The organism is Amphritea atlantica (genome assembly GCF_024347255.1).
GTDB lineage: Bacteria > Pseudomonadota > Gammaproteobacteria > Pseudomonadales > Balneatricaceae > Amphritea > Amphritea atlantica.
Genome location: NZ_AP025284.1, coordinates 948,627 through 970,303, shown reverse-complemented (window position 1 = coordinate 970,303; position 21,677 = coordinate 948,627). Strand labels below are relative to the sequence as shown.

General features: G+C 50.9%; 21 protein-coding genes. 9 read left to right on the top strand and 12 right to left on the bottom strand.

All coding sequences use genetic code 11. The features are described from left to right. Positions 1-51: 51 nt before the first annotated feature. The 3 genes from tsaB to mpl form a co-directional block, all read right to left on the bottom strand. The gene (tsaB, locus tag OCU43_RS04375; protein ID WP_091359896.1) at positions 52-753 is read right to left on the bottom strand and encodes a tRNA (adenosine(37)-N6)-threonylcarbamoyltransferase complex dimerization subunit type 1 TsaB; all 702 of its coding nucleotides are present in this window, start codon (positions 751-753) and stop codon (positions 52-54) included. Positions 754-829: 76 nt separating this feature from the next. Continuing rightward, entirely contained in the window at positions 830-1,456 is a 627-nt protein-coding gene (locus OCU43_RS04370) for a flavin prenyltransferase UbiX (RefSeq protein ID WP_175483557.1), read from the bottom strand. A 2-nt stretch (positions 1,457-1,458) separates the two neighbouring features. Further along, the gene (gene mpl, locus OCU43_RS04365; RefSeq protein WP_091359901.1) at positions 1,459-2,844 is read right to left on the bottom strand and encodes a UDP-N-acetylmuramate:L-alanyl-gamma-D-glutamyl-meso-diaminopimelate ligase; all 1,386 of its coding nucleotides are present in this window, start codon (positions 2,842-2,844) and stop codon (positions 1,459-1,461) included. 274 nt (positions 2,845-3,118) lie between these two features. Between mpl and OCU43_RS04360 the strand changes: the two genes are divergently transcribed. Together OCU43_RS04360 and ppa are read left to right on the top strand one after the other, a co-directional pair. Beyond that, positions 3,119-4,090, top strand: coding sequence for a class 1 fructose-bisphosphatase (locus tag OCU43_RS04360; protein WP_091359905.1), 972 nt, complete (start codon positions 3,119-3,121; stop codon positions 4,088-4,090). 112 nt (positions 4,091-4,202) lie between these two features. Then, entirely contained in the window at positions 4,203-4,736 is a 534-nt protein-coding gene (gene ppa / locus OCU43_RS04355; protein WP_091359908.1) for an inorganic diphosphatase, read from the top strand. An 82-nt stretch (positions 4,737-4,818) separates the two neighbouring features. Here ppa and OCU43_RS04350 read toward each other — a convergent pair whose 3' ends face one another. Further along, on the bottom strand, positions 4,819-5,730 hold the full coding sequence (locus tag OCU43_RS04350) for a DUF808 domain-containing protein (RefSeq protein ID WP_091359911.1): 912 nt from the start codon (positions 5,728-5,730) through the stop codon (positions 4,819-4,821). A 216-nt stretch (positions 5,731-5,946) separates the two neighbouring features. On the opposite strand from OCU43_RS04350, the gene OCU43_RS04345 reads away from it, so the two are divergent. Further along, positions 5,947-6,285, top strand: coding sequence for a DUF2956 family protein (locus OCU43_RS04345; protein WP_091359914.1), 339 nt, complete (start codon positions 5,947-5,949; stop codon positions 6,283-6,285). An 80-nt stretch (positions 6,286-6,365) separates the two neighbouring features. Here the strand turns inward: OCU43_RS04345 and OCU43_RS04340 are convergent, their stop codons facing one another. Beyond that, complete coding sequence (locus OCU43_RS04340) at positions 6,366-6,968, bottom strand: nitroreductase family protein (protein ID WP_091359917.1); 603 nt, start codon at positions 6,966-6,968, stop codon at positions 6,366-6,368. Between the two features lie 153 nt (positions 6,969-7,121). After that, positions 7,122-8,039: a LysR family transcriptional regulator gene (locus tag OCU43_RS04335; RefSeq protein ID WP_091359920.1), complete on the bottom strand. Its 918-nt coding sequence runs from the start codon at positions 8,037-8,039 to the stop codon at positions 7,122-7,124. 140 nt (positions 8,040-8,179) lie between these two features. Between OCU43_RS04335 and OCU43_RS04330 the strand changes: the two genes are divergently transcribed. The 5 genes from OCU43_RS04330 to OCU43_RS04310 all read left to right on the top strand — a co-directional run bounded on the left by OCU43_RS04330 (position 8,180) and on the right by OCU43_RS04310 (position 12,487). After that, entirely contained in the window at positions 8,180-9,109 is a 930-nt protein-coding gene (locus OCU43_RS04330; RefSeq protein WP_091359922.1) for a DMT family transporter, read from the top strand. Positions 9,110-9,208: 99 nt separating this feature from the next. After that, complete coding sequence (locus OCU43_RS04325) at positions 9,209-10,054, top strand: AAA family ATPase (RefSeq protein ID WP_091359923.1); 846 nt, start codon at positions 9,209-9,211, stop codon at positions 10,052-10,054. 13 nt (positions 10,055-10,067) lie between these two features. Next, positions 10,068-11,243, top strand: a complete 1,176-nt coding sequence (locus OCU43_RS04320; RefSeq protein WP_091359926.1) for a vWA domain-containing protein — start codon at positions 10,068-10,070, stop codon at positions 11,241-11,243. Further along, positions 11,218-11,796: a hypothetical protein gene (locus OCU43_RS04315; protein ID WP_261832979.1), complete on the top strand. Its 579-nt coding sequence runs from the start codon at positions 11,218-11,220 to the stop codon at positions 11,794-11,796. The genes OCU43_RS04320 and OCU43_RS04315 overlap by 26 nt, the downstream gene beginning before the upstream one ends. Positions 11,797-12,061: 265 nt before the next feature. After that, positions 12,062-12,487, top strand: a complete 426-nt coding sequence (locus tag OCU43_RS04310; RefSeq protein WP_091359929.1) for a hypothetical protein — start codon at positions 12,062-12,064, stop codon at positions 12,485-12,487. Between the two features lie 1,535 nt (positions 12,488-14,022). Here OCU43_RS04310 and OCU43_RS04305 read toward each other — a convergent pair. The 6 genes from OCU43_RS04305 to OCU43_RS04280 all read right to left on the bottom strand — a co-directional run bounded on the left by OCU43_RS04305 (position 14,023) and on the right by OCU43_RS04280 (position 20,845). Further along, positions 14,023-15,126 carry an SPM autocatalytic domain-containing protein gene (locus tag OCU43_RS04305; RefSeq protein WP_091359935.1) on the bottom strand — a complete coding sequence of 368 codons (1,104 nt, stop codon included), beginning with the start codon at positions 15,124-15,126 and terminating at the stop codon, positions 14,023-14,025. A 600-nt stretch (positions 15,127-15,726) separates the two neighbouring features. Then, a complete protein-coding gene (locus OCU43_RS04300) occupies positions 15,727-16,581 on the bottom strand; it encodes a 3-hydroxybutyryl-CoA dehydrogenase (protein WP_091359940.1) in 855 nt (284 codons plus the stop codon). A 158-nt stretch (positions 16,582-16,739) separates the two neighbouring features. Then, positions 16,740-18,044 (bottom strand): uracil-xanthine permease family protein, encoded by a 1,305-nt coding sequence (locus tag OCU43_RS04295; RefSeq protein ID WP_376787861.1) that lies wholly within the window; start codon positions 18,042-18,044, stop codon positions 16,740-16,742. 10 nt (positions 18,045-18,054) lie between these two features. Then, positions 18,055-18,681, bottom strand: a complete 627-nt coding sequence (gene upp, locus OCU43_RS04290) for a uracil phosphoribosyltransferase (protein ID WP_091359944.1) — start codon at positions 18,679-18,681, stop codon at positions 18,055-18,057. 294 nt (positions 18,682-18,975) lie between these two features. After that, positions 18,976-19,740 (bottom strand): ParA family protein, encoded by a 765-nt coding sequence (locus OCU43_RS04285; protein WP_091359947.1) that lies wholly within the window; start codon positions 19,738-19,740, stop codon positions 18,976-18,978. Between the two features lie 61 nt (positions 19,741-19,801). After that, positions 19,802-20,845 (bottom strand): DUF2333 family protein, encoded by a 1,044-nt coding sequence (locus OCU43_RS04280; protein WP_091359950.1) that lies wholly within the window; start codon positions 20,843-20,845, stop codon positions 19,802-19,804. Between the two features lie 361 nt (positions 20,846-21,206). Between OCU43_RS04280 and aroQ the strand changes: the two genes are divergently transcribed. Next, complete coding sequence (gene aroQ / locus OCU43_RS04275; RefSeq protein ID WP_091359951.1) at positions 21,207-21,650, top strand: type II 3-dehydroquinate dehydratase; 444 nt, start codon at positions 21,207-21,209, stop codon at positions 21,648-21,650. Positions 21,651-21,677: the final 27 nt, after the last annotated feature.

Sequence of the window (21,677 nt, the reverse complement as noted above, 5' to 3'; positions counted from 1 at the left end):
CTGGCTTTCTATGACCAACAGATGTTCAGGCCGGACTCACAGAGATCCGTATCACTGCCCTTTCTTTTTCTGGTCAGCGACCTTTTTCCAGGACACTTCATCGCGCAGATAAACCGGCTGAGCCTGCTCAGCAGAGACACCCTCGCCCTGGACATAAGCAGCAACGGCTAACTCACACATCATCCCTGCCGCAGGATAGATATCCAGCTCCGGAGTACAGACTGCCTGCTGCACTGCGGCTGACATGCTATCGAGATAGATCCAGCCACGCCCGGCGGCAAACCAGTTATCCCCCTCGGGCAGAACAATATTCTCCGGCGAACTGACGATCTCTTTATCCAGCGCCTGGGGCAGGCCATCGCGCATCTCATAAGCGCAGCAATACAACTCATTCATTCGCGCATCCAGAGTGCTGACAATACGTTCGGCGTTATGTTCCCTTGATGCTTTAAGGGCGATCGCCGCCAATGTGGACACCGGCAACAACGGCAGGTCAGCCGCGAAGGCAAGCCCCTGGGCAGTGCCGGTAGCAATACGGATACCGGCGAAAGAGCCGGGCCCCCGTCCAAACGCAATCGCATCCAGCTGCTTAACCTGCAGCCCGGCGGAGGACAACATCTGGTCCACCATCGGTAATAACTGACGGGTATGCTGACGGGGAATCACACGAAAATCTTCCTGAATAACACCATCAATCGACAGAGCCACTGAACAGGCATCCGTTGATGTATCCAGGGCAAGAATTTTGGTCATCTGTAGTATCCGCTATCTATAAAAAAGCAGGTTCAGCTGTGAACCTTGGAAAAGCGCTGCATTTTAAGCGCTATGATCAGCAAAGGCTATCCTCACCCCAGCGCGGCAACAGGTTTTGTTCGATCTGTAACTGATTCAGAATCCGTGCCACCACAAAGTCGATCATATCCTCAATGGTTTGGGGACGATTATAAAACCCGGGACTGGCGGGGATCACCACGCATCCCATCCGTGTGAGCTTCAGCATATGCTCCAGATGGATCTCAGAATAAGGGGCTTCGCGGGGCACCAGAATCAACTGACGCCGCTCTTTCAGGGCGACATCCGCAGCCCTCTCAATCAGGTTATTACTGGCGCCCGTGGCGATGGCAGACAATGCGCCGGTTGAACAGGGACACACCACCATCTTTCCCGGCGCACCGGAACCGGAGGCCACCGGGGCCATCCACTGCTCCCGGCCGAACACCCGAATCTGCCCAACCGTCGCGGAAAAGCGCTGAGTCAGCCAGACCTCCTGCTCTTTTGCAGAACCCGGCAGTGCTTCATCGGTTTCCGTAGCGATCACCACCTGCGCGGCTTTGGAGATCATTACCAGCACCTGACAGCGGGCAGCCACCAGACATTCCAGCAGACGCAAACCATACTGCGCACCCGAGGCTCCGGTGATCGCCAGTGTAATTCTCTCTTTATAGGAATCTGTCACCTTCAACCCCACTTCTGTTGCAACGCCTTAACCAGGCGGGTGTGAATACCATCAAAACCACCATTACTCATAATCACAATATGGCTTCCAGGTTGAGCACTGGCAACCAGCTCGTCGATAATGTCGTCCGTTTTCCGTGCCAGCACGGCCGGATTAACACAACTATCCACCACATCCTGCAGTGACCAGTCGAGCCCGGCAGGCTGATACCAGAACACTCTATCCGCCAGCCCTGCTGATTGTGCCAGTTGTTGTCGATGTATCCCCATCCGCATGGTATTGGAACGCGGTTCAATCACGGCAATGACGGGGGCATCCCCCACCTGCGCACGCACTCCCTGCAGAGTGGTCTCGATCGCGGTGGGGTGATGGGCAAAATCATCATAAACCCGGATCCCGGCTACTTCGCCGATCAGCTCCATACGCCGTTTTACACCGCCAAAGTTACACAACCCCTCAATGGCATGCGCGACCTGCACACCCACATGACGCGCCGCCACCAGCGCCATCAAACCATTATTAACCGAGTGCAGGCCGGTCATATTCCAGCGTACAATTCCCACCTCTTCACCCCGATGCAGTACTGCAAATTCGGAACCATCAGCTTTAATCAGCCGCGCCTGCCACTCAGCGTCACTATTCAACAGCGCTTCATCGCTGACCGATGTTTTTACCACCGGTGTCCAACACCCCTGTGCGATCACCTGCTCCAGTGATTCAACGCCCGCAGGCATAATCACCTGACCGTTAGCCGGCACAATTCTGACCACATGATGGAACTGCCGCTGAATCGCAGCCAGATCATCGAATATATCGCCGTGGTCGAACTCCAGATTATTCAGAATCAGGGTGCGGGGGTGGTAATGGACAAACTTAGAGCGCTTATCGAAGAAGGCGGTATCATACTCATCCGCTTCGATAACGAAAAAGGGGCTCTCCCCCACCCGGGCAGAACGGTCGAAATTTTTCGGCACCCCGCCAATAAGAAACCCAGGCGCCATGCCGGCATGTTGCAGCAGCCAGGCCAGCATCGTTGCCGTGGTAGTTTTTCCGTGGGTACCGGCCACCGCCAATACCCATTTATCCCGCAACAGATTATCCGACAACCACTGCGGTCCCGAGGTGTAGGGCAGCCCACGCTCCAGCATAAATTCAACACAGGGGTTTCCCCGGGTCATAGCATTGCCAACGATAATCATATCCGGGGCCGGGTCAAGCTGCGCCGGATCGTACCCCTCGATCAGACTGATCCCCTGCTGTTCCAGCTGAGTACTCATCGGCGGATAAACATTGGCATCTGAGCCGCTGACCTGGTGTCCCAGCTCTTTCGCCAAGACCGCAAGGCTGCCCATAAAAGTGCCACAGATTCCCAGTATATGAACGTGCACGGATAAGTTCTCCAGATCAGCTTCTATCGCAAAAATATCGCCCTATGATAACAGTTAAGCCGACTCCGTTTAGCCCTTTTTCAGCCATTAACATCATCACAAAAAAGCTGAACATATAAACGAAACCCAACGCTTGCTGCCAGAGGATTAAAATCAATCGACGCTATTGCCGTTTTTTTGAGTTAATTATCGATGTTACGGTGTAATTACCCCGTTAATCAGCGTAAAATTATGACAATTTTTTAACTCCTGAACCCATAGGTTTTTTGGCCACATGCGACTGCTAAACCAGTACCTCAAGCACCACGACACTCCCGATGATCTTATTGACCTGATTGACAGTCTGATGCTGTCCTGCAAAGAGATCGCAATTAAACTGCGCGAAGGTGCTCTGGCGGGTGTATTAGGCACCTCTGAAGGCATTAATGTTCAGGGGGAAACCCAAAAGAAACTCGATATCATCTCCAACGATATTCTGAAAGCGGTACTGCTGGATAACCCCACGGTTGCGGGTCTGGCCTCAGAAGAGGAGGACCACCCGGTCGCCGGCAACCCCGAAGGTAAATATCTGGTCACCTTCGATCCACTGGATGGCTCATCCAATATCGATGTTAACGTCTCTGTCGGCACTATCTTTTCCATTCTGGAAAAGCCTGAAGGGCTGGATGGCGGCACTGATGCAGCCTTTATGCAGTGTGGCCGTAAGCAGATAGCATCCGGTTATGTTCTGTACGGCCCCTGTGCGGTTCTGGTGCTGACTACCGGTAACGGCGTACATATGTTTACCCTGAGTCATGGTGGCGACTTCATTCTTACCGAAGAGAATGTGAAAATTCCTGAATATACTCAGGAGTTTGGTATCAATATGTCCAACCAGCGCTTCTGGGAACCCGAGATGCAATCCTATGTAGCAGATCTGTTACAGGGCGAAGAGGGACCGCTGGGTAAGCGCTACAATATGCGCTGGGTTGCCTCCATGGTGGCCGAAGTACACCGCATTCTCACCCGTGGTGGTATTTTCATGTACCCATGGGATAGCCGGGATCCGGCCAAGCCCGGCAAACTGCGGCTGATGTATGAAGGCAATCCGATGAGTTTTCTGGTTGAACAGGCAGGCGGTCTGAGCACCACCTGTTACGGCCACATCATGGACGTGGAACCCGAAAAGATCCACCAGCGGGTCTCTGTCGGTCTGGGTTCTAAAGCAGAAGTAGAAACCATGATGAAATATCACGCTAAGGACTAACTGAATCTTCAGTTTATGATCTTTAAGTCGTATTCAAATTTTAACCAAGGGCTGTATATAATGCGGCCTTTGGATTTCAAACAGATTTCACACTTAAACAGGAAGGCGATACATGAGCTTTGAAAAAGTCCCTGCTGGCAATGATCTGCCAAATGACATCAATGTAATCATCGAGATTCCAGCGGACAGCGATCCGGTTAAATATGAGATCGACAAAGATTCCGGAGCAATCTTCGTTGACCGTTTCATGGCCGCGCCTATGTTCTACCCTGCGAACTACGGTTATATCAACAACACTCTGGCCGACGACGGCGATGCTCTGGACGTACTGGTTGTGACTCCATACCCGGTTGTACCGGGTTCTGTTATCCGCTGCCGTCCGGTTGGCGTACTCAACATGACCGACGAAGCCGGTGAAGATGCCAAGCTGGTTGCTGTTCCCCACGACAAGCTGAGCAAAGCCTATAAAAACGTTAATGACGTGACTGATCTGCCAGAACTACTGCTGGCCCGCATCAAGCACTTCTTCGAGAACTACAAAGGTCTGGAAGAGGGCAAGTGGGTTAAAGTGGAAGGCTGGGAAGGCGCTGAAGCCGCTAAAGCCGCTATCGTTGAAGCTCAGAAAGCTTACGAAGCCGCTAAGTAATCCGCTGAGAGGCGACATTAAAAAAGGCCGGAGCGTAATACTCCGGCCTTTTTTTGTGGCCATTTAAAACGACCCACAGGGTTTAGCGAAACAACTTCTTCCCCGTTGTCACGATTGCCAGCACCACCGCCCCGGCAATCAGCCCCACCACGGCATCCAGCAACACCGGCACCAGCCAGTGCAACACCGCATTCATATCGACGATCAGACTTTCCACAAAGTGATGCAGAAACGGTAAACCATGCACCAGGATACCGCCGCCCACCAGAAACATGGCGATAGTGCCGACAACCGACAAAATCTTCATCAACCTGGGGGCCGCCAGAACGATTCCCCGCCCCACTCTTCTGGTCAGATGACCAGCTTCTGGCTTACGCACCATATAGAGGCCCAGATCGTCCAGCTTGACGATTCCCGCCACCAGTCCATAAACCCCGACCGTTACCAATAGCGCGATCCCCAGCATCACCCCCAGCTGTACCGGCAGCGTCTCTGCCGCGACCGTCCCCAGCGTCAGCACGATAATCTCAGCCGACAGGATGAAGTCAGTACGAATCGCCCCTTTAATCTTCTGCTTTTCAAATTCAACGATGTTAATGTCGCCACTGGCCACCGCAGAGGTCAGCTCAGCATGATGCTTACCTTCATCATCAGCGGAATGGAAAAACTGGTGGGCGACCTTTTCAAACCCTTCAAAACAGAGATAGAGCCCACCCAGCATCAACAGCGGGATAATCAGCCAGGGGATAAAATAACTGATCGCCATCGCCCCCGGCACCAGTATCATCTTGTTCACCAGTGAGCCTTTAGCCACCGCCCACACCACCGGAAGTTCCCGGTCAGCCCGCACCCCCGATACCTGCTCGGCATTCAGTGCCAGATCATCCCCCAGTACTCCGGCGGTTTTGCCCGCTGCCACTTTGGTCATACTGGCAACATCATCCAGCAGTGTCGCGATATCATCAATTAATGCAAGAAGGCTTGAGCCTGCCATGTTCCGGTCCTTTTAAACGACTATTTCCTGAGGTGTTCTCTCTTTTGCAGAGGATACTCAATTATGGCGATGATTGTCTGTCACAGAGCAAAAATTTCTTATTTCAGGCCAACCGACCGGTTATCCATGTGATAATAAAACCACTATCCGGGTAGAGACTGCTTAGCAAAGTAGCTCTGGGAGAGAGCCTCAGCAACGGGAGTGTTAACAGAGATCATGGCAAAGAGAGCAAAAGTATCCAACGAAGTGGTGGCAGAAGCGATGCAGGTTGCCAAAGCCACTCAGCGACCAGGACAGACCAAAGAGCAGACCAAACTGATCGCTCAGGGCATCCAGAAAGGGATTGAGGAGTATAAAAAGCGCCATAAGGAAAAATCCCGGGAGCTGGACAAACAGAAGCGAAAACTGCAGCAAGCGCAAAAACAGGATGCCCAGCAAACAACAACTGAAGCTGTAACAGAGACTGTCTATGTACAGAGTCGCTTGAGCTGGGGGTTATTGCTGCTAAGCTGGGCAGGTTTCGCTGTCTACGCGGCGTTTTATAATCCTCTTTAAGCGGCTTTATAGTAAGTGGCTTTATAATAAGTGGCTTTATAACTCAGAACTAAGCGCTGAAATTAAAAAAGGAAACGACATCAGTAGCTGTTTTCCAATAGCACCTCCTCTAAAGGCAACTGCCCGGCCCTTGGATTAGCGGGTCTGTCCGCCTTGCCCAGGGTGATGATCATACTGATCAGATGGCCCGCAGGCAGATTAATAATCCTGGCAACCTGCTCACTGTCGAAGCCAATCATAGGGCAGGTATCATACCCCAGTGCTTTAGCGGCCAGCATCAGCGTCTGCGCCGCCATACCACTGGAGCGCAACGCTTCATCCCGTTGCAGTTGGCCTTTACCCTCATAGAAGGCTTGCAGCATCGGCAGCATCACTGACTGAACCTCGGCATTGGTATTGGCCCAGTAACGCTGTGGGTCATCACTCCAGGCCTGGGTATCTGCACAAAGAATTATCAGTTCTGCCGCTTCGGTTATCTGGGTCTGTCCCCAGGCCGCCTCCTGAATTCTGCTACGCTGCTGCGGGTCGGTCACCCTGACAAATCGCCAGTGTTGAATATTGTAGGAGGTGGGTGACAGCAGCACCGCTTGCATAATGCGCTCGAAATCAGCCTCGCTGACCGTTTCGTTGCTGGAGTAATGCTTAATCGCGCGGCGCGCTTCAATGGCTGTAAAAAGGTCCATAATAAATCCTTAACTGTTCATCGGTTTAATGGGACTGAACAGATCACCAAAGGCTCTGTCAGACCATGACCAACAGGTTAAATTGTTTATTATTGACCGATAATCCCCTTTTTTATCAAAATAATGTTGAGCAAAAACGAACAGTGAACAGCACTATATTTCGATCCCCTGCTCCCAATAGGGGGTTTCACTGCCAAAATATTCAATAGCAAAATCCAGAAAGGCGCGAACCTTGGCTGGCATATACTGACGTTCTATCAGCACCGCATTTATATCCAGCTCCGGCATCTTATACTCGGGAAACAGTACCACCAGCTTCCCCGCGCGGATATCAGGCCCCGCAACAAAAGTGGGTAAGCGCGCGATTCCAAGCCCCTGGCGCACCGCTTCCAGCAACGCTTCACTGTTATTCACCTGATAGCTGCCTGACACCACCACTGAGTGGCGCTGATTACCCTGAGTGAAACTCCACTCTTTCACATCATTTGAGTAGCTGAATGAGAGACAGTTATGCTGCAACAGGTCATCCAGCTGTTGCGGATAACCATGACGATCAAGATAGTCTGGAGAGGCACAGAGCACGCTGTTCAGAGTCGCCAGCCTACGGGCCACCAGCGTCGAATCCGGCAGCGCTCCGCCACGGATCGCAATATCAAAGCCACCACTGACCAGATCGAGTCGTTTATCGTCCATCACCAAGTCGATACGGATCCTGGGATATTTTTTCAGAAATTCGGGGATCATCGGGGCCATATGCAAACGACCAAAGGACATCGGGGTGTTGATACGCAGCCGTCCCTGAGGTTCACCCTGCAACTGAGCCACCGCATCCTCGGCATCCCGGGCTGCCAGGTTGGCCTTCAAAGCATGCTCGAAATAGTGCTCCCCCGCTTCAGTCAGACTCAGCTTGCGGGTCGTCCGGTGCAACAACTTAACGCCGAGCTGCTGCTCTAACTGCGATATCCGCTTACTCACCGCGGATTTAGAGATGCCCAGAAAGCGGGCCGCCGGCGAAAAACCACCATACTGCACCACGGCAACAAACACCGGAATTGCACCCATCGTATCCATACAACCCTCACTGTTTACTTTAACTCAACAGTCATTCTCCAAAAACAGGGATTATCAGTCAATTGAAAACGGGTTAATCTGCACTCCATCGCTCCAAAGCACTAATAAAAAGCACTAATAAAAAGCATTAAGAGAACACTATGAACAACCAGCCCCCACAATATTCACGCGCACTGATTCATCTGCTGATGCTACTGATGGTGGCGCTTGTCGCCAGCTCCTTTCCTGTTGGCGCGCTGATCACCGAAGGGCTGCCACCTGAAGTGATGATGCTGATTCGTTTTGTGTTAGCCGCGCTACTGTTTGCCCCCTATGTGTTTATTAAAAATGGCTGGCACCTGCCATCAGCCCGACGATTGCTGGTCTATGCCATTTTAAGTATTCCGTTAGTCGTTTTTTTCTGGTGTATGTTTGAGGCACTGCGCTATACCAGCGCTCTGAATACCGGCGCAATCTACACCACCGTGCCTGCCATTACGGCGTTCTATGTGTTTTTTATCAACCGGGAAACAACGGGAAAGCGCCGGGCCAGCGGACTGCTGCTGGGCACCCTGGGCGCCCTGTGGATTGTATTCCGTGGCGACCTTAACAGCCTGTTACAGCTGGATATTAATCGCGGTGATCTGCTGTTTATGATCGGCTGTCTGTTTATGGGCACCTACAATCCGCTGATCAGAAAATTCTATGCCGGTGAGCCGATGGAGATGATGACATTCTGGGTGATCAGCTTCGGTGCCGTCTGGCTGTTGCTGCTGTCTATGCCAAACCTGGGACAGATTGCATGGACTGAAGTCGACATCAACGTCTATCTGGGCGTGCTCTATCTCGCCGTCTTCACCACCCTGGTCAGCTTCTTTTTGCTGCAGTTAGGCACCATCACACTGGGGGCAACGCAGGTGGCCGCTTATGGTTTCCTGACGCCAATCTTTGTCGTGCTTCTCAACCTGTTACTCGGTTCGGCGGTGTTCCAGTGGCAGCTGTTACCCGGCATTGTGTTGGTGCTGATCGCCATGCTACTGGTGCAGCGTGATGGCCGTTATCCACAACAAGCCAGAGTGGCAGATAGATAGTCAGATTGTCCTAATTAGTTAAGCGGCGCACATATCCCGATACCACTTTTCTGCTAATATGATCATCTTTGGTAACAGTTTCCACAGAGGTTAACTCAGATGAAGTTTGAAGGTACCGAGCGCTATGTTGCGACTGATGATCTGCGGATGGCGGTCAACGCTGCCGCAACACTGCAACGCCCCCTGCTGATCAAAGGTGAACCGGGTACCGGCAAAACCATGCTCGCCGATGAGGTGGCGCTGGCGTTTGGTAAAAAGCTGCTGCGCTGGCATATCAAATCAACCACTAAAGCTCAGCAGGGCCTGTATGAATACGATGCGGTTTCCCGGCTGCGGGATTCCCAGCTGGGTGATGACCGGGTACACGATATTAACAACTACATCCGCAAAGGGATGCTGTGGGAAGCGTTCGATGCCGATGAGCAGGTAGTGCTGCTGATTGATGAGATCGATAAAGCGGATATCGAGTTTCCCAATGACCTGCTGGTCGAGCTGGATAAGATGGAGTTCAGCGTTTACGAGACCGGTGAAACGGTGGTCGCTAAACATCGTCCGATTATTATTATCACCAGCAACAACGAAAAAGAGCTGCCCGATGCCTTTCTGCGCCGCTGCTTTTTCCACTATATCAACTTCCCCAATGCGGAAACCATGAAGCAGATCGTCGATGTTCACTTCCCGAACATTCAGAAAGATCTGGTTAATGAAGCGCTGGAGATCTTCTTCCAGGTGCGTGAGATCAACGGCCTGAAAAAGAAGCCATCAACCTCAGAGCTGATCGACTGGCTAAAGCTGCTGCTGGCGGACAACATCCCCGTTGATCTGCTGCAAAACCGTAATCCCGGCGAAGCGATTCCGCCGCTGTATGGCGCCCTACTGAAGAATGAGCAGGATGTGCATATGCTGCAACGACTGGCATTTATGGCCCGCCGCGAAAGCCGCTAAACCGGAGTCACTGATGCTAGTTGATTTCTTCTACACCCTGCGCAAGGCACAGGTGCCGGTCTCAATCAAAGAGCTGCTGACCCTGCTGGAAGCACTGGAAAATCATCTCGCCTTTGCCAGCTGGGATGATTTCTATCTGCTGGCCCGCACCTGTCTGGTGAAAGATGAGAAATATTTCGACCGTTTTGATCTGGCTTTCGGCTACTACTTTAAAGGGCTGGCCGAACTGCCTGACCCGTTCGACAACGTTGTTCCGGAACAGTGGCTGGAATCTGACTTTATCAAAAACCTGACTGACGAAGAGAAAGCTGAGATCGAAAAACTCGGCGGTCTGGATAAACTGATGGAGACCCTGGCCAAACGCTTTGAAGAGCAGAAAAAGCGCCACGCAGGGGGCAGCAAATGGATCGGCACCGGCGGCACCTCACCGTTCGGTCATAGCGGTTACAACCCGGAAGGGGTGCGTATCGGCGGTGAAAGCAAACATAAACGCGCGGTGAAAGTGTGGGAGAAACGCCAGTTCCGCGATCTCGATGACAGTGTCGAGCTGGGCACCCGTAATCTTAAAGTTGCCCTGCGCAAACTGCGTAAATTCGCCCGCACCGGTGCCGCCGACGAACTGGATCTGGATGACACCATCCGCTCCACCGCCAATAATGCCGGACTGCTGGATCTGAAGATGGTGCCAGAACGGCATAACGCCGCCAAAGTCCTGCTGTTCTTCGATGTCGGCGGCTCAATGGACCCATATATCCGCCAGTGTGAGCAGCTGTTCTCCGCTGCCCGCACCGAGTTCAAACATCTGGAATACTTCTACTTCCATAACTGTGTTTACGAACGGGTGTGGAAAGATAATAAGCGCCGCTGGAATGAACATATCGACACCTTCGACCTGCTGCACACCTATGGCCGGGACTACCGGGTTATCTTTGTCGGCGATGCGGCGATGGCCCCCTACGAAGTCTCCGAGCGCTATGGCAGTGTTGAACACCGCAACCCAGAACCGGGCAGTGTCTGGATGCAACGCATTCTGGACACCTGGGACAAAGCGATCTGGCTCAACCCCAGCCACCCGCGCTACTGGGACTACACCGCCAGCACCCAGATGATAAAAAATATTATGGATAACAAGATGTACCCCCTGACCCTTGAGGGGCTGGAGGATGGCATTCGCTATCTGTCAAAGTAACCGGCCTGACCCGGTGTTATGCAACACTGAGCAGAGCCGCTTTGCTATAGATGAACCCCGAAGGAGCCACCCATTGAAAAACACCACCACAACTTTTCTGCTATCCATCGGCTTCGCCACCATGCTCTCCCTGCCACTACAGGCCAGTGCTCAGGATTTATCAACCGGCTCTGCCGTCAAAGCCTTTCGCGACCTGAGCACCTGTTTTATCGATTCCCTCACCGGTAAAGAGCGCAAAGAGTTGGTTAAGTGGATCTACTTTTCAATGTCCGCGCATCCGGAACTGGAATCCTACGCCAATATATCCCGAGGCGATCGGCAGAACTCCGATAAGACCGTTGGCAATCTGATCACCCGACTGTTTTCTGAGGACTGCCCCAACGAAGCAAAAGCCGCCCTTAAGACAGACCCACAGGCCCTGAAAAATGCCTTCGAGATGATCGGCAAAGTCGCCATACAGGATATCCTGTCAGACAAAAAAGTCAGAGCAAGCGTGAATAACTATGGACGATTTGTTGATCAGGAGAAGATTAAAGGGGTGTTTGTGGAGTAGGCCGTGTGAGGCTGTTGAGTGAAAGAGCTTATGCACCACAGAGAACACAGAGGGCACCGAGGTAAAAGAAAGAGTAGAAGGTTTATTGGGGAAGGGAAATATATTTGCTTACTTCTTACTTATTGTTCTGCTAAATCAGTTGCTCTGGTCCTATTGATTAGTAGTCCCACATAAGTTGCTTGTCAGGCGATTGTTCAACCACACTGTAAATATGGTGTATAAATTGCTTTAGATTGAAGGCATAAACTTTTATGGATGAAGATAAATGGCCTCTATTAACATCAACGATGCAATTGCAATCCCCTTAAATCCCAAGAATCGACTATCAAAAAATGACCTCCCTACAGAAATTCAGGAACAACTAAGTATTAAGCTTCCAACTCTTCCTACGCCAGAAGAAAGGCAAGCTCAGATAGACTATCAAAATTCAATACCTCAAACGACTGTTATAGAGAGCAATGGTGAGATTCTGGCTGCTTTTGGTGATAATGGCTGGAAGACAGTGTTCAGTAATGACGATGTGTTTGGGCAGAACCTATCTGAAACTGAGATTCTGAATATCTTTAAAAATAAATATGGAGGATCCCTTAGTATAAGAAAATATTCTTCGGAAAATGCGCCTACAATGGGGGAGGTTCATGAGATGAAATACGGGCGTCCTTTAACACCTAAAATCGATTATTTGGTTTAAATATATTGCGGCAATAAGTTGCCTGATTACGGAAAATTATTGCCTGCTTTGACTATCGCCGTCGTGGTTGAGCGCCCCGTTACCGAAGCAACCCCACACAGATCCGGACGGTCTGAAGAAATATATCTGCTTCCTTATTGTTTTGCTAAATCAACTAGTCTGATCCTAGCGATTCCATTAGCTTTAAGAGCGTATGCACCACAGAGAACACTGAGGGCACCGAGATAAAAGCCAGAGTAGAAGGCTTAAATCCCCTCCATTACCTTAAATAGATAACCAAAATGAACATTATCACCATTAAAACAAACAGACCAAGGAGCTGTTTTCTAGACGCATCTTTATAGTTAGCTCTATCTTCTTCTGTATGTTGAGACAGCTGTATTTTTACCGTATCCCTGATATACGCACCCAGAAACAGAAGAACAGTCACCAGAACGAGCCATGGAAGATACTGGAATAAAAGCACCACCAGCGCCAGATAGGGTATCCCCATTGCGACAAAAATCCCTGCCCCCAACAACCCAGGCGTAGGATGTTTCCGAACCACCGACTTACCGCATAATCTACAGCTGGCAGGGATAATCTCAGAACAGGCCAGATTACTTAAGAATCCCAATTTGTGAGCGCATCTATTCATTGAAAGATATATCACCATTATTACCGGCAGGGATGATGTATTGGTAGGCACCCGTTGAGCACGGGGTAAGAGAGTCTCAATATGTGTTTGTTGCAAACTCGTTTTGGCAACGACAATGACAGACGAAGAAAACTGGCTGACTGATTCATTAAAAAACTGACCGCTTCGCGGCCAGATAAGAGCGTTATTTTCTATTGACTCCGAGACGGCTCATATGTGTTATGACTGACCCCATAGCTAGTGGCCATACCCAACCATTAGCAATGCTAACCAGCCAGTAAAAAATAGAACAATAACGGCCACTGCGGAATACGCGAAGAACGTTATAACTGTAGCGATCAACGAGTCCCCACAACATTTCTGTGCAGAAATATTACCCAAAATGAAGGCCGTGACGACAACAAGTAAATTGGTTGATTCGACAGTACTGACACTAGGTTTCGTAATGAAGTCCTTATAGATGCTAAACAGATAGCCCTCCATTAAAGGCAACCAAACGGGACAACTTAGCCCAGTTAAAATCAGGCCCCATCTTGCGACTAATTTTGGCTCAATAGTCATAACAGTTAAATATACGACAGTGGATTTGGATAAATACGACAAAATGGTCATTGTTAAGAATTATTTGCATTTACAATCCCTAATGCAGCGGTTATTCAGTCCTGAATTCGTTGATCATCACATAGAATTGCCCGACTGAAAAGAGTCATTAGGGCAACAGTTCAGAGGGATGAACTGAATCCTGTTTTCTGAAAACCCCTTTGATAGCTGAAAGGCTTTTGTTGGCTATCGCTTTTCGCTTTTTCTAACAAGTCGCGAAGCGACGTTCTAGCGGCTAGCGAGCGGCGAAGCCGCGGTCTGGGTTATTCAGGGCCGTTCGCCCTGAATAACCTTTTGTTCAAACAACCATATCGATCTGCTGCAATGTGCCGACCTCGCCGTTTTCACTGAAATAGACACCACTGTTTCTGACGGTGCCGTTGTGCTGATTGTCCTCCCCTTTGATATCAAAAGGGGTCGCGCTGGCCCCCAGATAGATTGCACCGATATCCCGCTCTTTCAGCGTTTCCAGAGAGTCCGTATCCGCTGTTTTATTCCAGATCAGTAGCTGATCAAAGATTGAGTCGGCTTCGTCGATATAGCCATTACCATCCTCATCGTAGTCGGCCAGTTCGGCAAAGCCATCACCGGTGCGGGCGCCAAACAGCTCTAATCCATCATTGATGATGCCATCACTGTTGCGATCCAGCGCCAGCATGCCGCTGTTTCCGGTGAGATAACTGATCAGCTCTTTATCGCCATCGGCATCCAGATCGAACTCAAATTTGTCATTGCTGAGATCCGCATAGTTACCTTCAAAATTGAGGATTAGCGGGTCTGTGAATACTAACTCCTGAGTCTCTTTATATTCCCGGGTAGCACTATAACTACGCTCCATCTCCAGACTGAGATTAAAGTCAATTGACTGGCCATCAGCGGTGTTTACGGTGCCGCAGCTGTTGAAGCGGGTGCACTCATACTCTTCAACCGTTTCGCTGACATTGAGCTGCAACCTTAACATCCGGGGCTTTAGCTCGACAGAGGGGCTATCCCCGGATAGCTCTGCAAACCTGAACGCTGCGGAATCCATCTGTGATAAAGGCTGCGGCAAAAGCTGAGGCAGAGGCTGTGACGGAAAGTCAGGCTGAATCGCCTTTAGCAGACTTTGCCAGAGCCGTGCCTGAGTAATATTCTCCTGGTTCTGATAATCATCACCCTCCACTGTCTGAAAAAAACCACGAAAGGGGTTTATCGGTGATGCTGATCCGAACGACAACCGGTTCGCTGAGTCCGTGTCCGTTGCTGCTCCGTCTCCTACCATCTGCGACCGGGCTATCAGCGCTTCCAGTTGTGCAACAAACTGGCTGCCCTGCCCTCTGTCATCCAGACTGCGGGTAATCCCCCGGAACTCTGATTTCTCATGTTCAACACTCATGTTTATATAACTACTGTTTATAATCATGCTCTTACTCCTTTTTCAGGCAATAAAACCCCGGGCCGCCTATTTTAAACAGGCAGTTATCCATTTCTTCAGGGCGCAAAAAACCCGCTCAGGCATTCAGCCAAGCTGTCAATCACGGGCATCATTGAATGAGGAACAGAGTTGCCGCTATAGCTCTGATTTTTTGGCCACAGCCAACCCTACCGGACAGATAATCCAGTAAACGGTTTCTCCTCAGACAAACGCTGTTGGTTAAGAATTCACAATTGTTTTATTTCGCCGATAGTTCCCCCCCACCTATAACTATCTGAAACTCAAGCTGTTATTAGCCAATAGCCCAGCCGCAGCAGACACTCGCTGGCCGTCAGACTGTTCATTTCAGCCATAACAAAACAGCGTTTCAGTCGTTACCTGTTAATTCAGTAACCTTAGCAACAGCAAGAAACGGGCCCGATCAATACCAAGAGACACAGGGAGAAAACAAAATGGGGATAACTCAGGAAAAGAGGTCGGTAACATTCAGATAACGATGCCTGTGAAAGGATCTGTTATGAAGGATATGAGGTTAAATGAAAAAGCGCCCTGAGCGGACGCTTTTATCAAGCCAGCAACCTTTAGCGTTCAGCTGTCATACTGATAAAAACCGCGTCCACTCTTGCGGCCCAGATAGCCGGCATCGACCATCTGTACCAGCAGCGGACAGGGGCGGTATTTAGAATCTTTGAAGTTATCGTAGAGCACTTCCATAATGCTCAGACAGGTATCCAGACCGATCAGATCTGCCAGCGCCAGCGGCCCCATCGGGTGGCTCATACCGAGCTTCATCACGGTATCGATCTCTTCCGCTGACGCCAGGTTTTCATAGCGACAGAACACCGCTTCGTTGATCATCGGCATCAGAATGCGGTTGGAGACAAACCCCGGCGCATCATTCACATCCACCGGAACTTTAGCCATATCCAGCGACAGCTGTTTAACCGCATCAAACACGGCATCATCGGTTTGCAGGGCGCGGATAATCTCCACCAGCTGCATCATCGGTACCGGGTTCATAAAGTGCATGCCGATCACTTTACCGGGACGGGAGGTGACCGCCGCTAACCGGGTGATGGAGATCGATGAGGTATTGGTGGCCAGAATTGCATCGGGTTTGCAGACTTCATCGAGTTTGCGGAAGATGTTTTTCTTAATCTCTTCATCTTCACTGGCCGCTTCGACTACGATATCCGCCGCAGCCATCGCGGCCATATCGGTGGTTTGCCGGATGCGCGCCAGCGCCTGATCTGCGTCGCTCTGCGTCAGTTTTTCTTTCTTTACCATCCGCGCCAGACTGGCACTGATAGCCCCAACACCCCGCGTCAGCGCTGCATCATTGAGATCATAAAGTATCACATCAAAACCGGAGACTGCCGCCACCTGAGCGATACCACCGCCCATCTGACCTGCACCCACCACTCCAAAGCTATTAATCGTCATTTCAGCTAATCCTCTTCAAATCAGACGACAGTGTTCCATTATTGACCGATAAATTCAACAAAAAATACGGGTATACCCTTACATCACTTTCGCCTGCTCCAGACACAATAAAACCGGCCTGAGCCGGTTTTAGTCAATATCGTTAAAGTCCAGATCGGTTATTTGGCGTGATCGACCAGATCATCCACCACTGCCTGCTCTTCATGCAGATCATAAGCGGGTTTAACCCCCGGCAGTAACAGGTTCAGTACTATCGCAACCACGCCACACAGACTGACACCCTGCATTTTGAATTCACCACTGCCAATCATCATGCCACCGATACCAAATACCAGGGTGGTAGCAACGATCACTAAGTTGCGCTGTTCCGCCAGATCTACTTTCGCTTTGATCAGGGTATTCAGACCCACTGCAGCAATTGAACCGAACAGCAGAATAAGAATCCCTCCCATCACCGGTGCAGGAATGGTTTGCAACAGAATGCCAAACTTGGCCACAAACGCCAGCAGAATCGCAAACACCGCCGCCCATACCATGATCATCGGATTAAAGGAGCGGGTCAGCATCACCGCACCGGTAACCTCAGAATAGGTTGTATTCGGTGGGCCGCCAAATAGCGCAGCAGCAGAGGTCGCCAGACCATCACCGAACAGGGTGCGGTGCAGGCCGGGCTTTTTAATGTAGTCTTTGCCAGTGACATGACCAATCGCCAACACATCACCCACATGTTCGACCGCAGGGGCGATGGCCACCGGCACCATGAACAAAATTGCCTGCCAGTTGAGCTCGGGGAAAACAAAAGAGGGAACAGCAATAAACGCAGTATCGGCGATAATCTGATAGTTCACCATGCCGTAAAAGTTGGCGATGATATAACCCACCACGACCCCAGCCATAATCGGCAACAGACGAAAGATCCCTTTGCCGAACGTTGCGACCATCAATGTTGTCAGCAGCGCCGACATCGATACAACCATCGAATCGAGGTAAGGGAACAGCTCAACACTGCCATCCCCGGCTTTACCCATCGCCATATTTACGGCAACGGGTGCCAGACCGAGACCGATCACCATAATCACCGGACCGACCACCACCGGAGGCAGCAACCGGTGGAGGAAACCCACACCGCGCAGTTTCACCCCCAGTGCCAGCAGCATATACACCAGTCCGGCACAGAACAGCGCTCCCAGGGTCGCCGGCATGCCCCAGGTTTGGGTGCTGTAAATAATCGGCGCGATAAAAGCAAAGGAGGACGCCAGAAACACCGGCACCTGCCGTCGGGTGACAAACTGGAACAACAGGGTGCCAACACCTGCAGTAAACAGGGCGACGCTTGGGTCCATGCCGGTGAGCAGCGGCATCAGTACCAGCGCACCAAAGGCAACAAACAGCATCTGAGAACCCGCCAGAACGGTTCGCCATACCGGTTCGGTGCCGTCCAGAACCTCATTCATATCTGACATCATCTACCCCTTATTTAGTGCCAAAGATCTTATCGCCGGCATCACCCAGCCCCGGAATGATATAGCCATTCTCATTGAGATGGCTATCGACCGCTGCAGCATACAACTCAACATCGGGATGCGCCTCATTGACCGCTTTGATCCCTTCAGGGGCAGCCACCAGCACCAGCGCCTTAATATCATTACAGCCGGATTTTTTTAACATATCGATGGTAGCATTCATTGACCCCCCGGTGGCCAGCATCGGATCGATCACCAGCGCCAGACGCTCTTCCATATCACTGGTCAGCCGTTCAAAATAGGTCACTGGCTCCAGTGTCTCTTCATCACGATACAGCCCCACCACACTGATCTTGGCGCTGGGAATCAGATCAAGCACGCCGTCCAGCATGCCGATGCCGGCACGCAAAATCGGCACCACCGTCACCTTTTTGCCCTTGATCTGCTCACCGGTCATCTCACCGCACCAGCCCTCAAACTGATAGACTTCAGTTTTCAGATCCTTAGTTGCTTCATAGGTCAGCAGCGCGCCAACCTCTGCCGCCAGTTGCCGGAATGCCCGGGTGCTGATATCAGCAGCCCGCATCAGGCTGATTTTGTGTTTTACTAAAGGGTGGTTGATCTCATGAATCTGCATCAGGGAATCTCTCTTAAAGCACCGGTGAACTGAAGCCTCAACCGTTGGCAGCTCACTAATACCTTGTTGCTGATAGCTGCCAGCGGACTAAGCCCTAAAATTTAAAACATGATACCCCGAGCTAGGCAGAAAGTCTTAGACCAGAGTCAGAAAAATCGATCCGCTGATACGGTCTTGCATCTCCCGCTACAAACCAAAAAAAACGCACTTCAAAAGTGCGTTTCAGATGTAATAGCCGAATCACACTGTCGGTAAACTGCCAGTGAGATTCGAATACTCAGATGCCTGACCCGGTTAGCCATGCAATTCGTCATACAGCGCCAGATATTCCAGTGTCAGCTTATGCTTTGGCGCAAAGTAGATCAGCGGCATACACTCATTATGCGACTCTTTCATCTTCACAGACGATGAAATCTTAGCGTCCAAAACCGGCAAATCATCCGCTTTCAGGGTCTCGACGATGGTTTTCGAAGCGTTGGCACGGGGCTGGTACTGATTCACCACGATCCCTTCGATAGCCAGTTTGTCATTATGGTCCTGCTGGGTTTCCTGCACGTTATACATCAGGCTGTAGAGCGCCTGGCGTGAAAACTCATCACAGTCGAATGGAATCAGGCAGCTATCCGCGGTACAGAGTGCTGAGAGGGTGTAAAAGTTAAATGCCGGAGGGGTATCAATATAGATCGCATCATATTGATCCAGATTGAGCAACGCATCGCGCAACTTGTAGATCTTGTGCTTCGCTTCCAGCTTGGCGTGCAGATCACCCAGCTCAGGGCTGGAAGGCAACAGGTCGAGGTTTTCATACACGGTGGGGTGGATGAAATCGGTAATCTCTTTGGGACGCACCTGAAAGCTCAGAGTCTGTTCAAAAAAATCTTTAATATCACCCACGGTATCGTTAACAAGGTCGCCCAGCAGATAGTGGCTGGTATTACATTGCGGATCGAGATCAACCACCAGCGTCCGATTACCCCTGCTGGCGCTGATCGCCGCCAGGTTGGTACTGATACTGGACTTACCTACACCACCTTTCTGATTAAAGACAACTCGGATCATACAATTTCCTTTGAGGTATGCACTTACAGCAAGCTGTTAAGATAAAAATATCGGAATAGCATCAACCCTGTTCTAACAGAGTACGCAGATCGATAATGGCAGCGTTTGCCCGGGATATATAGGAAGCCATCACCAGCGAGTGATTTGCCAGCAAACCAAACTCATTGCCGTTCATAATCATGGGACTCCAGACGGTTCCCTGAGTCGCTTCCAGCTCGCGGATAATCTGCCGCAGACTGATCAGGGCATTTTTCTTCTCCAGAGCATCGGCGAAGTCAACTTCAACCGCCTGCAGCAGATGGATCAGCGCCCAGGCGGTTCCGCGGGCTTCATAAAATACATCATCGATCTCCAGCCAGCCGGTTTTTACTTCCAGCTCGGCGGCGTTATCGGTGGACTGTCGCGCAGTCGATTCACCAGCCAGATCAGTATTCACCCGCTTCTGGCCAACACTGGCACTGAGTCGCTGAGACAGACTGCCCAGCCGGGTCGACACATCCGCCAACCAGCCTCGCAGATTATCGGCCCGGGCATAAAACTGAGCGTTCTGCTGGGTCGGATCGGACAAACGGGCTTCATAGGCGCGCAGGTATTTCAGCGCCTTCTTGTACTCGCCTTCACTAGAGGGCAGCAACCAGCTGTTATTGTCAAAGTGCAGCAGCGGCTCTGCCTCTTTCAGATCGACGTCTTCGGTCGACTGCGATTGCGAACGGCTGAAGTCTTTGCGCATCGCCCGGGACATATCCCGCGCCTGCACCAGCACACCGAACTCCCAATTAGGAATATTGTCCAGCCAGACCCCGGGAGGGGTGCGATCATTGGAGAGATAACCTCCGGGCTTTTGCAGCAGGGTTTCAGTAATTCTGATCAGCGTTGACACCGTTGCTGAACCGACAATCTCCTGTTCCGCCCCCTGAGCGGTCTGCACCATCACCGGCTTAACTTCAAAAGGATCGGGTTCCTGACTCCACCAGATTCCCAGTCCCAGACTGACCAACAGATAGAGCCCCAGCAAAATTAAAACAGGCCGCAGAAGCTTCACCCGTCCTGTTGCTGCTGTCAGTTTGTCCCAGAATGTGAACCACAACCGCTGTAACATTTCCATGGTATATCCTTTAACGAAAAAGCGCTTATTGCACCGCAATATGTCCGATTTGTAACGGCGGGTCAATGCTGACCGCTGTGTAAATAGTTGATCATTATAGTATCACTGATAAGACTCAATTTATGCAGGACGCAGAATAAAGCCAGAAGACACTGAAAAGATCGTCCTAATCGCCCCAGCAACACCTCTGAACAACAGAGAGTGAAAGCCAACTATGATCAGAAAGCATACAGAACGTCGGGAAAACTGATGATAAAACACAATAAGTAGCAAAGCTGTTTACACTGTTTCGCTTTTCCGGCAAACTACCCTACTTTTATACCCATCGGACGCGATCCTGCGTCATATAGGCAAAATTTTCATGGCTAAGTTACTGCTTCTTAACGGTCCAAACCTGAATCTGCTCGGCACGCGCGAGCCGGACGTCTACGGTGCCGATACTCTGCAGGACATTAACCAGCGCCTAACTACCCTGGCTCTGCAGGCGGGTCACCAGCTTGAGTGCCTGCAAAGCAATGCCGAACATGTGCTCGTTGAACGAATTCATCAGGCCCGTGTCGAACAGGTGGATTTTATACTGATCAATCCAGCCGCCTTTACTCACACCAGCGTTGCTCTGCGTGATGCGCTTCTGGGCGTAGCGATCCCTTTTATAGAGATCCACATCTCCAATGTGCACGCCCGTGAAACGTTTCGTCACCACTCCTATCTGTCGGATGTGGCGGTGGGTGTTATCTGCGGCCTGGGCGTCCAGGGTTATGAATTTGCATTACAGTCCGCTATTAGCCGGATTGAAAAACCTTAACATCTGAATTTATAGAGAATTTCATTC